This is a genomic window from Amycolatopsis sp. NPDC089917 (genome assembly GCF_040684635.1).
Lineage (GTDB): Bacteria > Actinomycetota > Actinomycetes > Mycobacteriales > Pseudonocardiaceae > Amycolatopsis.
In genome coordinates this window covers 63,177-76,244 of record NZ_JBFBGL010000022.1, presented here as the reverse complement: position 1 = coordinate 76,244, position 13,068 = coordinate 63,177, and the positions used below count along the sequence as shown (strand labels likewise).

At 64.9% G+C, this 13,068-nt stretch carries 11 protein-coding genes; 9 read left to right on the top strand and 2 right to left on the bottom strand.

Going from position 1 to position 13,068, the window contains the following annotated elements:
* The first annotated feature begins 19 nt into the window (after positions 1 to 19).
* The 7 genes from AB0N89_RS18170 (at position 20) to AB0N89_RS18140 (ending at position 9,059) form a co-directional block, all read left to right on the top strand.
* Positions 20 to 1,612: an FAD-dependent oxidoreductase gene (locus AB0N89_RS18170; protein WP_364205730.1), complete on the top strand. Its 1,593-nt coding sequence runs from the start codon at positions 20 to 22 to the stop codon at positions 1,610 to 1,612.
* A gap of 354 nt (positions 1,613 to 1,966) precedes the next feature.
* Positions 1,967 to 3,469, top strand: coding sequence for a glycosyltransferase family 39 protein (locus tag AB0N89_RS18165; RefSeq protein WP_364205728.1), 1,503 nt, complete (start codon positions 1,967 to 1,969; stop codon positions 3,467 to 3,469).
* A 145-nt stretch (positions 3,470 to 3,614) separates the two neighbouring features.
* Positions 3,615 to 4,205: a response regulator transcription factor gene (locus tag AB0N89_RS18160; protein WP_364205807.1), complete on the top strand. Its 591-nt coding sequence runs from the start codon at positions 3,615 to 3,617 to the stop codon at positions 4,203 to 4,205.
* Positions 4,206 to 5,571: 1,366 nt separating this feature from the next.
* Complete coding sequence (locus AB0N89_RS18155) at positions 5,572 to 5,781, top strand: DUF397 domain-containing protein (protein ID WP_364205727.1); 210 nt, start codon at positions 5,572 to 5,574, stop codon at positions 5,779 to 5,781.
* 142 nt (positions 5,782 to 5,923) lie between these two features.
* Entirely contained in the window at positions 5,924 to 6,784 is an 861-nt protein-coding gene (locus AB0N89_RS18150; protein WP_364205725.1) for a helix-turn-helix transcriptional regulator, read from the top strand.
* A gap of 113 nt (positions 6,785 to 6,897) precedes the next feature.
* On the top strand, positions 6,898 to 7,782 hold the full coding sequence (locus AB0N89_RS18145; protein WP_364205723.1) for an SAM-dependent methyltransferase: 885 nt from the start codon (positions 6,898 to 6,900) through the stop codon (positions 7,780 to 7,782).
* 854 nt (positions 7,783 to 8,636) lie between these two features.
* Complete coding sequence (locus tag AB0N89_RS18140; protein WP_364205721.1) at positions 8,637 to 9,059, top strand: peptidase inhibitor family I36 protein; 423 nt, start codon at positions 8,637 to 8,639, stop codon at positions 9,057 to 9,059.
* 232 nt (positions 9,060 to 9,291) lie between these two features.
* On the opposite strand, the gene AB0N89_RS18135 is transcribed toward AB0N89_RS18140, so the two are convergent.
* Positions 9,292 to 10,764, bottom strand: a complete 1,473-nt coding sequence (locus tag AB0N89_RS18135) for a PP2C family protein-serine/threonine phosphatase (protein ID WP_364205719.1) — start codon at positions 10,762 to 10,764, stop codon at positions 9,292 to 9,294.
* A gap of 150 nt (positions 10,765 to 10,914) precedes the next feature.
* Between AB0N89_RS18135 and AB0N89_RS18130 the strand changes: the two genes are divergently transcribed.
* Positions 10,915 to 11,205, top strand: a complete 291-nt coding sequence (locus AB0N89_RS18130; protein WP_364205717.1) for a hypothetical protein — start codon at positions 10,915 to 10,917, stop codon at positions 11,203 to 11,205.
* A gap of 280 nt (positions 11,206 to 11,485) precedes the next feature.
* Positions 11,486 to 11,698: a KTSC domain-containing protein gene (locus AB0N89_RS18125; protein ID WP_364205716.1), complete on the top strand. Its 213-nt coding sequence runs from the start codon at positions 11,486 to 11,488 to the stop codon at positions 11,696 to 11,698.
* A gap of 156 nt (positions 11,699 to 11,854) precedes the next feature.
* Here AB0N89_RS18125 and argC read toward each other — a convergent pair whose 3' ends face one another.
* The gene (argC, locus tag AB0N89_RS18120) at positions 11,855 to 12,943 is read right to left on the bottom strand and encodes an N-acetyl-gamma-glutamyl-phosphate reductase (RefSeq protein ID WP_364205714.1); all 1,089 of its coding nucleotides are present in this window, start codon (positions 12,941 to 12,943) and stop codon (positions 11,855 to 11,857) included.
* Positions 12,944 to 13,068 lie beyond the last annotated feature (125 nt).

Genomic DNA, 13,068 nt, shown 5'->3' with positions numbered 1-13,068 from the left:
CGAGCACGGTGAACGCGGCGTGATCAGTGAGGAGAACATCGTGGAGCGATTCGAGGTAATAGTGACCGGCGCCGGACCGGTAGGGCTGTCGACGGCGTTGTTCCTGGCTGATCGGGGCGTCCGGGTGCTGGTGGTGGACAAGCGCGACCCGCTCGATGGCCCACCGCGTGCCAGCACGAGCGTGCGGACGTGGGAACTGTTCCGGGCCATCGGGCTGGGGCCGGCGCTGGATCGTGTCGGCTGGGACGGCCCGCTGCCCATGCGATCGATGATCAAGGACAGCGCGGCCGGCGCCGTGCTGCATCGGGCGGGCCCTCCCCCGCGCTACGCAGAACGACTGGACACTTGCAGCCCGATCGATGCCCGTCGCTGCATGACGCAGTACGAGCTGCAGAAGTTCGCCCTGGACGAGTTGCGGCGTCGTGGTGGGCAGGTTCGGTTCGGCGCCGAGTTGGTCGAGTTCACCACCGACGCCGAAGCCGTGCGCGCTCGGACGATCGACCTCGGCACCGGCCGTGAACAACAGCTGGTCGGCAGTTACCTGATCGGGGCCGACGGTGCTCGTAGCCGGATTCGGGAGCTGCTCGGTGTGGACATGCCCGACCGGCTGGTCGATGCCGGGCTCAACACGGCCTTCTTCCGAGCCGACCTGCGGAGCCTGCTGCCGGAGTCAGCCACCCACGCTTGTTTTGTCCGCAACGAACAGATCCACTGCACACTGTTCGCGAAAGGCGCGGCCGGTGACCGCTGGTCCTCGCACATCCTCGATTATCCCAGCAAACCCGCGGAACTCACCCAGCTGTCGCCGGAGAAGACCCTACAGCTGCTGCACGCGGCGATCGGCGACGACACCGTGCCGATCGACCTGATCGAGTGCAACGGATGGGAGGCCGCTGTCGGCATTGCCTCGGCGCTGCGCCGCGACCGGGTATTCCTGGTCGGAGACGCCGCCCATGTGCAGAGTTCGGCCGGCGGGCTGGGCATGAACACCGGCATCCAGGACGGGCACAACCTCGCCTGGAAACTCGCCGCCGTGCTCAGCGGGCAAGCCGACGACACCCTCCTCGACAGCTACGAACCCGAACGCCGAGCCGCCGCCGAGGCATCCCTGGCGCTGTCCCGCCGCCTGTTCCACGGCTACCAGGCCCGCCAGGACATCAACCAGCTGTTCGCGCAGGCGGCCGAGGACTATCTGCGCGGGATGATGTTCTATCGCTACGACTCCAACGCCGTGCTCACCGACGACTCCAGTGCCGCCGACATTCTCGACAACCAGGCGACACCTGGCTGCCGCCTGCCACACCGCTGGCTCACCGACAACGACCTCCGGCTCTCCACCCTCGACCTCGCTGGCGCGCAATGGACCCTGCTCGCCGGCCCTCACGGCTCCGGCTGGCTCACCGCGAACACGAACGACCTGCGGATCCGGCAGATCACCTCGGCCATGGTCGACGGCGACCCCGCCACATTCACCGAGATGGCCGGCACCGAACCGGATGGCGCACTCCTGGTTCGCCCCGACGGGTTCGTCGCCTGGCGATCGCGCACTACCCCCGACGACCCCAGCGACGCCCTCCGGACCGCTGTGGACACACTTCTCGGGCGCAACTAAGCATGGCGTCTGTCCCGAAAGAAGATTCCCCATTCTTTCAATTCGGCCTCTACAGCATGAGTCAATTCACAAGCCACCAGGAAAACTCCAGGAAATGAGCATGCGACTGCCACGCAATCGATGTTGCCGAACTGCCGTGACGACCGGTGATTTCGGCACCGGTGATCGAGCCACAGGCCGACCAGGGGCAGGCGCAAACTCGTCGATGGTGCTCCGGCTCGGTCCGCGCCCCTGCCTGATCAGCCCTGGGAATGAAGTCACGTTTTTGTTCGTCTGGAGATCCATCGGCATGGCGGAAAAGGGACACACCTGCCACGGACTCCCTCAAGGGCCCGGACCTGAAGGGGTGCGCCAGTGACCGCGGTTGCTGTGCCGAAGCCGCCGCTGCCCCGCTTCGCGACGGGACCGGTCGCGGCTGTCGCCGTCGTGCACATCGCCGTGCTCACCGCGTTGTCCAGCCGCTACGGGTTCCACCGCGACGAGCTGTACTTCATCGCCGCGGGTAACCATCCGGCTTCGGGTTATGTCGACCAGCCGCCGATCACCCCGCTGCTGGCCAGGGCCGCCACCGCGCTGTTCGGCGACACTCCGAGCGGGCTGCGGGTGGCGGCGACGCTGTGCGGCGGGGTGACCACGGTGCTGATCGCGCTTGTCGCACGGGAATTCGGCGGCGGACGCCGGACACAGTTCGCCGCCGCCACGGCAACGGCGTTGTCCGGGTACGTGCTCGTAATGTCGCACATGCTAGCCACCAACAGCGTCGACATGGTGATGTGGACGGCCATCGGGCTCCTCGGCCTCCGGCTGCTGCGCACCGGCGACGGACGATGGTGGCTCGCGATCGGCGCGGTCGTCGGCGTCGGCATGGCGAACAAGTGGCTCGTGCTCGTGCTGCTCGCCGCGCTCGGCATCGCCCTGCTCGTCACCGGACCGCGCGCTGTGTTCGCCAGCGGCTGGACGATCGCCGGGATCGCCATCGCGGTGGTGCTCGTGGTTCCGCAGCTGTTCTGGCAGATCAGGCACGGATTCCCGATGCTGACAGTCGCCAGCGGCATCCGCGCCGACGATGGCACCAAGAACCGCCTGCTCCTCGTGCCGATGCAACTGGTCTACCTTTCCCCCGTGCTCGTGCCCGTGTGGATAGCAGGCCTCGCCCGGCTCTGGCGCGCTCCGCAGTTGCGGTGGGCACGCGCGTACGCGCTGAGCTACCCGGCAGCGTGCCTCATCCTGGTGCTGGTAGGCGGAAAGCCGTACTACGCGGTGCCGCTGCTGCTGATCCTGCTCGCCGCCGGTGCCGATCCCACACTGCGATGGATCGCCCGGGGCGGGAAACGCCGGCACGGCTACGCCGGAATCCTCGCCGCCGCCGGAGCCGCGATCTCAGTCGTCGTCGCACTGCCGGTACTCCCGATCACCGCACTCCGCGGTCCAGTCATGGCATTCAACAAGGACCAAGGCGAACAAGTCGGCTGGCCCGAATTCACCTCCACCGTCGCCCGCGCCTGGCAGCGCATCCCGCCGGACCAGAGACCCAAGGCCGTCATCCTCACCGGAAACTACGGCCAAGCCGGCGCCCTCGAACGATTCGGGCCGGGGCTCGGCCTGCCCCGGCCGTACTCGAACCACATGTCCTACGCCGACTGGGGCCCGCCCCCGGACACGATGACCGGCCCCGTGCTGTACGTCGGCACACTCCGGCCCGCGGTACTCGCCGCGTTCGGCGACTGCCAGCGCGTCGCTGTCAACGACAATAGTTTCGGACTGCCCAATGACGAACAAGGCACGGAAATTTCGCTGTGCAGCCAAGGACACGAACCATGGTCGCGGATCTGGCCTCGGCTCAGGACGTTCTACTGAGCGACTGAGCCCGCCATCGGCCCCGGTCAAGCGCGCCCAGCATCTCGCGGCAGCGCCCACGTCTCATCCGATGGCCGAGCTCTCCAGCGGTTGTGCGGCGGGGGCGACGAGGGTCAGGGTGATGTCGCCTCCGCGCCGGCCGACGATGTGGACGCGATGTCCCAGGCGGGCAAGGAACTCTCGGAAGCTCGCTCGGGTGATGTCCGCCGTCCCGGGTGTCAGTCACATCGATTGCGTCGCACGCGGCGACGAACTGCAGATCCGCTATGCCCGTGAACCTGCCGACATGGTGTTGATCGGCACTCAGCGGGCGACCTCTGGCGGTGTCGACGCAACGCGAGGGCTCCTCGCTGTCAACCCGCGAGCGAACGTCATCGTGTTCGGCGCACCGGACGACGCGTCCACCATCGCGGCAGCTATCGCCGGAGGCGCCCGCGGTTATCTGCGCTGGGACGCCTCCCGTCCCGCGGTCATCGCCGCGCTCGCCAGCACCCTGGCCGACGTCACGTTTCCCGTTCCCCGAGAACCCTCGACGCCTGGAGTCGAGCTGACCAAGCGTGAGATGCAGGTGCTGCACGGAATGAGTCAGGGCAAAAGCAACGGGGAGATCGGCCGGGAGCTGTACCTGGCCGAAGACACCGTCAAAACCCACGCCCGACGCCTGTTCGGAAAACTCGGAGTCCGCGATCGCGCCCAGGCCGTCGCCCACGGCTTCCGCCGCGGCCTCATGACCTGAACCAAACCCACAACCCCGAGCCTGAACTCCCCTTCGCCGGGGTCCCGCTCGCCGCAGCGATCCGACGTCGCGTCGGGAGCTGGTCACCGTAGCGAACAGGTTGTCGAACAGCTGGTGCGACCCGATCCGCCGATCAGGCACCCCAGCTGCCCACTCATCGCGACCTGGCCGGGGAGCTGCGCGACATGGGCCTGCCGGTGGTACGCCGGAAGTGCGCTCACCGGAACCGGACATCGGGCGCGAGCACTCGCGCGGGAATACGGCGATGGCGGCGGCCTCGAGAACCAGCCTCCGCGGCCGCCGCCACGATAACCGCTACCTGCTGGTCGCCGGGCTCTCTGGCGTTTCCTCGTGGCGAATGGTCGCACGGTTTCGACGTTTGTGTCGTTCGACCAGGCCCAGGCTGATCAGCACCAGTTGGCTCGCGATTCCGAGCACGGCCGCTATCGCGGCCGTACCGGTCAGCGCGATAGCTACCAGGACCGCCAGGCGGAGGCCAGCAGGCCACGGCTCCATCAGCCGCGTCACACGACCGCACCACGTTCTGTCGACCAGTTCATGACGACCTCCTCGGCCTCCCCGTTCGGCCTGCGTGCGTTTCGCCACGCCGGCGGGGCTGTCGGCCGGAGTCGTGGCAGCACTGTGGGCGGCGGAGGATCCGGGGGCAGGGCGTTGACCGGTCGGTGAGCCGTGGATGACGAGGGTGATACGAGGCCGCTGCGGGGAAGACGCGCGGGGTGTCTCGTCTGGATTAGTCGGCGACGCGCCATCTATAGTGGGCACGCTGGATCTCCTCTTCCTAGGTGGTGGATTCAGCACAAGTCGGCTCCCTGTCGTCAGCAGGGAGCCGCACTATTTGAGGCCTGTTCGCCAGGGAAATGCACGACCTCGGCTAGCGCGGTGTTCCGACCCGTTAGTCAGTTTGCCCGGGGCACCTCGCGGTGGCGGCACTTCACGATCGGCTGCGCCGAACGGCGGCTATTTGACGACGAACGGTCAACGCCGATAGGCGCAACGAATAGGATGACATAAATTCACGATTACTATCGCCTTCATATTACCCGAATGCCACTGCTTTCACTCTTTTTGGTCGAGCATATCCTCGTGCTCACGACCCATCGTGACCTGACGACGGACACATTGCTCTGTCCTGGCGGCGCATGCTAACTCACTTGGCCGATCCGGCGATTAGTCGGCGGACACAGGTCACACCCGCGAAGAGTCTGCCCGGGCACTCGACGGGAGGACCAGGAGACGCTTCTACCAGCGAAGATGCCTAGACACGTGATCTACTGGGGAGCACGCGGGAATAGTCGGGAACCGCGACTAATCACGACACTCAGACTCGGGGGAGGCTGATTCGATCATGAGTACCAAGTCTCGGGAGCACGAACGCGGCGGCGACGGCGAAGCCCAATGGTTCCGGTCGAGCTACACGACACCGAACAACAACTGCGTGGAGGTGCGAATCGTCGAGTCCGGCGTTCACGTCCGGGACTCGAAGGACGCCGCGAGGAAAACGCTCCAGTTTGACGGAAACGCATGGAAGGCGTTCCTGACACATCTCATGCGCTAAGCTGGTTGTCACGGACAGTCGCGCCTACTCCGGTCACACGGTCCCCGTGACCCGATCGTTGGACGACGACTTTCCCAACCATGATTTTGGGTAGCTCTCGCGGGGCGAGAGTTCCTTCGAGAGGTGAGGCGGGGAGAAGGGCGTGCCACATGACGCCAACACGCGGCGCGTTCAGCTCGGCGCGAAACTGAAGGAGGCCCGTCTCGCCAAGGGCTGGCCCCAGAGTCAGGCCGCGGCGGCGATGCGCTGCACACAGTCGAAGATCAACAAGATCGAGAACGACAGGGTGGCGATCGGCACTACCGACCTCGAGCGCATGCTGCTCCTGTACGAGCTGTCCGGCGTCGAGGCCGAGGAGATCCGTTTACTGGCAATGCAAGCACGGGGTGGCGGTCCCCGCGCCGGGGCACCCGCCAACCGTGACTATGTGAAACTGCTGGACCTGGAACGCAGGGCCAGCAGGGTCTTCTCGTACCACGCCGAGCGTCTGCCGAACCTGTTCCAGAGCGAGCGGTACACGTTGAAGCAGTACGCACTTGCCGACGCACTGCACGACACGACAGCGGTACTCGACAGTCGCCAGGAGAGGGAAGAGCTCTTCCAGATCGAGCGACCGCCGCACTACCGGGCGATCTTCAGCCCGTCGTCGCTCTACCGCCTCCCCGGTGGCCGGTCGGCTGACCTGGCGCGAGATCAGATCCAGCACCTGCTCACGATGATGGCGACCTACCATCGTCATCTGTTCGTGCACCTCCTCCCCTGGGAGGCGCCACTGGCCATCACGCCTCACGACCTGACCATCCTGGAATTCGATAAGCGAGCCACTGACGAGCAGGACGCCGTCTACCACGAATACGCCGGAGGGCGCAGCCGGATATACACCGGCAAGCAACAGGTGAAGGAACACATCTCCCTGTGGAACACAGTGTTCGAACACGCCCTCGGCGTCGACGAGACCCGTGCCGCCTTGCTGAAAATGCTCGACGAAGCCAGCTACTGGTGATCCGGCACTGACGGTAACGGCTGACCAACAATGCCAGGCTCTGATGCGGAGCACACCATGTATTCGCTAGCATTAAGACTATTCCAGAAGGCTAGAACGGGGAGGCTCGGCCAGTGTCCGAGAAGCAGTCTGATCCGGTTCCACCAGAAGGGGTCGATCTGGACCGCCCGAGCGTCGCCCGGGTTTACGACTACTACCTCGGAGGTACCGCCAACTGGGCGGTAGACCGCGATTTCGGCGATCGAGTCTTGTCCAAGTTTCCACTTTTGAGGGATATCGCCCTCGCGAACCGTCAATTCCTGAACCGTGTTGTCAGGCATTTGACCAGACGTGGAGTCCGGCAGTTCCTCGACATCGGGGCGGGTGTTCCTACGGCCGGTAATACCCACCAGGTGGCTGACGACGCCCGGCGTGACGCCGGGGCGGTACCCGATGTCCGCGTCGTCTATGTCGACAACGACCCCGTCGCCGTCGCACACGCCAACATGCTCCTCAATCGCGAGGGCGACGCGACACGGCAGGTCGTCATCGAGGCCGATCTCCGCAACCCCGGAGACCTGTGGCAGCAAGCGGTCGACACCGAACTACTTGATCCGGACGAACCAGTTGCATTGTTGCTCATCGCGGTATTACATGTTCATCAACCGGACGCCGACGGCAACGATATCGGCCCTGAAGCAGTCGCACGGTTAAGGGATCTGCTGCCACAAGGCTCCTATCTCGCGATATCGCACGTCACCGATGAGGGAGTGCCCGATGATATCAGCGAGCACCTCGTTGAACTGAAGCAAATGTACGACGAATCGAGCAGCAGCAACGTCATCTGGCGGACTCGCGACCAGATCGCCCAGCTCGTCGCGGATTTCGAACTCATCGAACCGGGCTGGACATGGACACCTGACTGGCATCCGGAAGAAGCCGTCCCGACATCGCAGCCACTCTCGTTCCGCACACCGAGCGAAGCGGCGGTATGGGCAGGCGTCGCCCAAAAGCAGTAGACCAGACGTGGCCAAGCACTCCTGTCCACTCTCACCGGTACCCGCCCGGGGAGTTCGAGGCTGGCGTTCCCAGAAACCTGACGATGCCGGGTGGACATCGCGTCAGCCGTCGCGGTGAGCCGATCACCTCAGCCGGCGATCAGATCTCTGACGAACGCTGCGATCGCTGCGAACATACCCGCCCCGGCGATGGACATCATCACCCAGTCGTAAGCCGGCCGTTCCGCCCTCGAAGACATCGCTGCCGTGCCGCGGACAGCCGCATTCGGGCTGTGGCTCTGACAGGGCGCTTCGGTCGAAGGTGTCGCGCGGCCACATGAAGGTCGGAAGCCCGAGAAACCTCTTACCGCGGACAAGAACAGGAAGCCCGCGCTTGTAGCCGACGTGGAAGTCACACGTGCCGGCGATGCCCCGAACAAGCCAGAGGCACGGGCAATGCTTGACCGTCTCGACTCTGCAGCGGGTCACGTCGCTGGTCTGCGGGACCGGTTCCGGCCAAGTCCAGGTTTCGTCCTCGGTGCCCATTGAGATACCTCGCGGGCCGGGCGACCAACGATTCGCATTCAGGCAAGTTGCGAGCGGGTACGGCATGGCCGGAGTATGCATTTCGGCGTCTCAGCGAAGGAACGAGCGTCACGGTGGACGGTGGTCGTGATCGTGCGCATTCAGCTCGGGCGGATGCCTCTGGGACGTTCGAGTGGAGGGTGTCCCCCACGAGAGCGATAAACCTACGCGAGGTCGTGCGGAATACGGCGAGAACGGCCTACCGTGATGGACTGTGACACGCTCTACTCACCCGATTTGACAGGGGAGCGTCGTCGGCGCAGAAAGTAATCTCGGTCAAGGAGGATCGTATGCCGAAATATATTCAGCGCGCGGCCAGAACGACAACGGTGCTGGTGGGCTGCGTGGTGATGGTCATGGGCTTGACCAGCGTCGCTGGTGCCGCGCCGGCGGCGCGGGATGGGCTATGCCGGACCGGCGAGTTCTGCTTGAACTACAACCTGAACTTCTCGGGTGCGGATTCGGACTTCACCAGCTCCGTCCGCAATTACGGCACGTCACAGCCGAGGTGCTACGAGTTCATAGGACCCGGCGCCGGCGCCGGCCAATGCATGAAGAACAAGTCGAAATCAGCAACGAACAAATCCAGCAGGCCGGTGACCGTGTACTACAACAGCGATTACAAGGGTGATTTCGAAGTGTTCGCACCCGGCGCATATCGCAACCTGAAACCGGCGCTGAGGAACAACGTGGCCAGCCACAAATTCGGCTGACGAGCCGTGACACGGCGCATCACCGGCACGGGCAGATTCCACCAGCGAGGACGGGTGATCCGATCGTTCGTGAGCGTGACGGCGGCGCCGCACACCGGTCAGCCGGTCGAGGCGATTTGCGGATAGCCGACCTGCTCACCAGTCAGATGAGACGGGGCGATTCGCCGAAGCCGCCTGTATTGCTGCAGTTCCTGGTTGTGTGTTGAAGCCGGGTGCGAATCGGTGTCTGTCGTCAGTGCCGGTGGCGGTAGAGCAACAGGGCGGTGTCGTCGGGCAGGTCAGGGTCGGCTCGAGCGGCCAGCAGTGAGTCGGCGATCGCGTCGAGATCCTCGTCGTGGTTGGCGGTGAGTGTGGTGCCGATGCGGTTGATGCCGTCGTCGATGAGGTGGCCGCGGGCCTCGACCAGCCCGTCGGTGTAGAGCAGCAGGAGTGTGTCGTCGGTCAGTAGCAGGCTGGTCTGATCGCGTCCGTGTTTGGAGGGCACTCCCAGTGGCGGGCTGAGGGCATCGCTGAGACGGCTGTGGTCCTGGCCGGGTGAGGTGCTGAGAAGCGGGGGCGGGTGCCCGGCGGAGGCGTAGTCGAGGTGCCCGGTGCGCAGATGCACGATCGCGCAGAACATGGTGGTGCATAACGCGCCGGTGAGTTCGGTGGCGAATCTGTCCAGTGCGGTGAGAGTGTGGGCCGGTCCGCGGTTTTCCAGGAGCAGGGCGCGGGCGGCGCTGCGGATCTGTCCCATGACGGTGGCCGCGTGGAGGCCTTTGCCTACGACGTCTCCGACCACGAGGGCGCAGCGGTCTCCCGGTAGTGGTACGACGTCGTGGAAATCTCCGCCGACCAGGAGCACGGGGTCGATGTCGGTGAGTGGAGACGTTTCGTCGTGTGCGGGGCGGTATCGCACGGCGATATTGTCGGGCAGGGAGTGGGTGGGGCCGAGCATGGCGTGCTGCAAAGCCAGGGCGATCGCGGCGGTGCGGCGTTGGTCACGATCCCGGTCGAGGTCTCGTCGCGTGCGGGGGGTGACATCGGTGAGCATCATGGCGACCAGACGTTCCGGGCCACCCCCATCGACCAGATCGGTGCCGGTGGACTCGAGCGCGAACGCCGCGATTTCCAGCTGACGGTCGGTCTGCTCCAGGCTCTGCACACGACGGGTGGTGATCCCGGTTCGCCACACCTCTTCGTAAACCGCGTTCCAGCTCACCGCCTGGTCGCGGCTGAGACGTTCGCCGACAGTGTCTCCGGCGGGATCGGTCATGCCGGTGTGCAAGGCGACCGCTTCGTTGGCGTACACGCACAGGAAGTCGGCCGGTTCGCCAGGCTTCGGCTCACCACGCCGCCGCATCACCAGGACACCGTACGGCGCGTTGTCCAGCAGATCCCGGCTCCACCCTGCCGGGCGCACTGGATGAGCGGGAACGTTGTCGTCGCGGATCACGCCGACATCATCACCGAGCATCGACCTCACAGCTGACAGGACACGCAGCGCCACTAGGTCAGTGTCGTCGAACTTATGGAACGGGGCGGGAGCGGCAGGCGCGGGCGTGGTGGTCTGCGGCAGCTGCTTAGTCTCGACCTCTTCGGTCTCGGCGGCCTTGTCCTTGTCTCCGCCGGCTATGTCCTTGGTCTCGGCCTTGAGCCGTGATGTCGATCCGCTGCGCCGCGGTGGAGTCGGCCGGCGCCACCCGGGTGTCCGGGTTCCGGGCACGAACCTTCCGAGGAGGCCGGCACCCCCGGAAGGTCTTCTCTCCCGGCGGACCGCCCGAGGTGGAGCTATCGAACATAGGTTCGATTATGCATGACGTGGGTCGCGAGGCAACCCACGCTCCACGCGGGTTGCAGAAGGTCATTGTCCACTGTGGTGATTCGCGCCCGGCTGGTTGCCGATCGTGATCTCCGGTCGCTTGTCGTCACCCCTGTGTCGTGGTGTGGGATGCTCGCGGTGACGAAGGGTTTCCTGGTTCAGGAAGCTGAGGGCGGAGGGCCTGTGGTGGGTCGTGTGCGGGGAGTCATCGTGTTGATGGCTGCCGCTCTGCTGGTGTATCTGGTGATGCCGGACACGCCGGCCCTGCCCCTCGACAGCCCAGACGACATCCCCGCTAGACTGCGCATGCTCTTCAGCGAACTACGCGACGCGGCGGGCCGCTGACGACAAACCACCGCGGCCTGGATCTGTCGGACTCCGCCGGGCGAGCATGCGCGCCTTCCGCTGTTCATCGGTCGGCGGTGCCCACTGATGCCAACCGACCGAGGGCTTCCACCGGCGATAGTGCCCTCGCTCAGGAGCACCACACCATCTACACCCGTTCGGAGTAGTTCCTGCCGGGATACCCGCACCATCTTGCCTGGTCATCTGCCCTCCCGAGCGGTCACCACAGTTCTACCCCCACCACCGACAATTTCGCCCCACGCACGCCTCGGAGTGCCCCATGACCAGACAGCCCGTCGTCTCGACGAACATCACCTCGATCGGTTACGACCCGCAGACACGCACTCTCGAGATCGAGTTCCACAACGGCAGGGTTTACCAGTACCGCGGCGTACCAGAAGCGACCGCGACCGCCCTGCTGAACACGGCAAGCCACGGCCAATACTTCAACATGTACGTGAAGGACAGATACTCGACGCGACGCATCGCGTGATCCGAAAACGGCAAATATTCCCAAATCGCTCCAACCCAGAACCGCCGAAGCGCCCATCGCAACCAAGTGGGAATCGGTGCGTCAATCAACCAGGAGCGGTCGACAAGTCCCACCCAGTTTAGTTAAGTAGCGATGGCAGATCGGTAAAGAGTTTCGTCACAGGGCGTAGGCTCGTAAACCAAGGCCCTCATCGAAACCGAGCATTACGTTCATGTTCTGGACGGCCGAGCCAGCAGCACCCTTGACCAAATTGTCGATAACAGAAACGACTTTCACGGTACCTCGGGCATCGCGGTCGACCCCGATGTGACAGAAGTTCGAACCAACTACCCCGCGCAGGCTCGGGTAGATTTCGTAGCGCTTCTCATTCAGGGCGCCGGTTCGCTCAACGGTGTTCACAAGCACGAAAAACTCTTTGTCGTGCCCCTGGCCGTACTGATCCACGTAAAGGTCGAGAAGGTCGTTTCGAGTAAGTTCGTCAGGGCAGAACACGTTAGCCTGTAGGTGTATGCCCCGAGCGAAACTACCGTGCGCAGTGTTCAGGTCAACTGTCACGGGAGCCCCGGCGAGCGGCTCCAGGTGCACCTCGAGTTCGGGTCCGTGACGGTGTCCGTCGAGGCCATAGGCCATGACCGCCCCCGCCATCTCGGCGTGTAGCAGCGCCCGCTGTGGCGAGCTGCCGGCCCCGGTAGTGCCGTTGACTGCGTGGAGGGCGATCGGAGTTGTCAGGTCGGCCATCCCGGTGCACAACAACGGCGCCAGGCCGAGGATCGCGGCCATGGCGTAGCAACCGGGGTTGGCTACCAGTCCCGAACCAGCGATGTCCGCGCGGTGTAGCTCGGTGACCCCGTAGCGCGCCTCGGCCAGCAGTTCTGGAGCGACGTGCTCGATCCCGTGGACCCGACGGTAAACTTGAGGGTCGGCGAAGCGGAAGTCGGCACTCAGGTCCACTATCCGGACTCCCGCCGCACGGAAGTGGCCAGCCCGCCGCATCGCCTCCCCGGAGGGCGTGCAGAAGAAGACGATGTCGAAGTCGTCGGCGCGTGCCTCTACGTCGTCGGGCGTAACAAAGTCAAGTCCACAACCACTCAAGTTGGGGTGCACCAACGCAAAATCCGTGGCATTACGCGCCGTTGGGGTTATAGCGCGCACTGCGGGATGTCCGAGCAGTAGCCGGCACAGCTCCCGCCCGGTGTACCCGGTCGCACCTATCACCGCGACGTCGATCCGGCTGGAGGGACTCATGGGACCGCCCCGTCAGCCGAGAAAGAGACATTTGGGCACTTCACAACGCGCTTCACCACGAGCTCCTGCGCCGGTGGCGAGTAGAGGTGGCGATATCTCGAAGGCCGGGCCGGTCGGTGCTCATG

What these genes read in the sequence shown, in the direction of transcription:
- argC (WP_364205714.1), bottom strand. Translation starts at nt 12,943, where the DNA reads ATGAGTCCCTCCAGCCGGATCGACGTCGCGGTGATAGGTGCGACCGGG.
- AB0N89_RS18125 (WP_364205716.1), top strand. Translation starts at nt 11,486, where the DNA reads ATGACCAGACAGCCCGTCGTCTCGACGAACATCACCTCGATCGGTTAC.
- AB0N89_RS18155 (WP_364205727.1), top strand. Translation starts at nt 5,572, where the DNA reads ATGAGTACCAAGTCTCGGGAGCACGAACGCGGCGGCGACGGCGAAGCC.
- AB0N89_RS18140 (WP_364205721.1), top strand. Translation starts at nt 8,637, where the DNA reads ATGCCGAAATATATTCAGCGCGCGGCCAGAACGACAACGGTGCTGGTG.
- AB0N89_RS18160 (WP_364205807.1), top strand. Translation starts at nt 3,615, where the DNA reads ATGTGGACGCGATGTCCCAGGCGGGCAAGGAACTCTCGGAAGCTCGCT.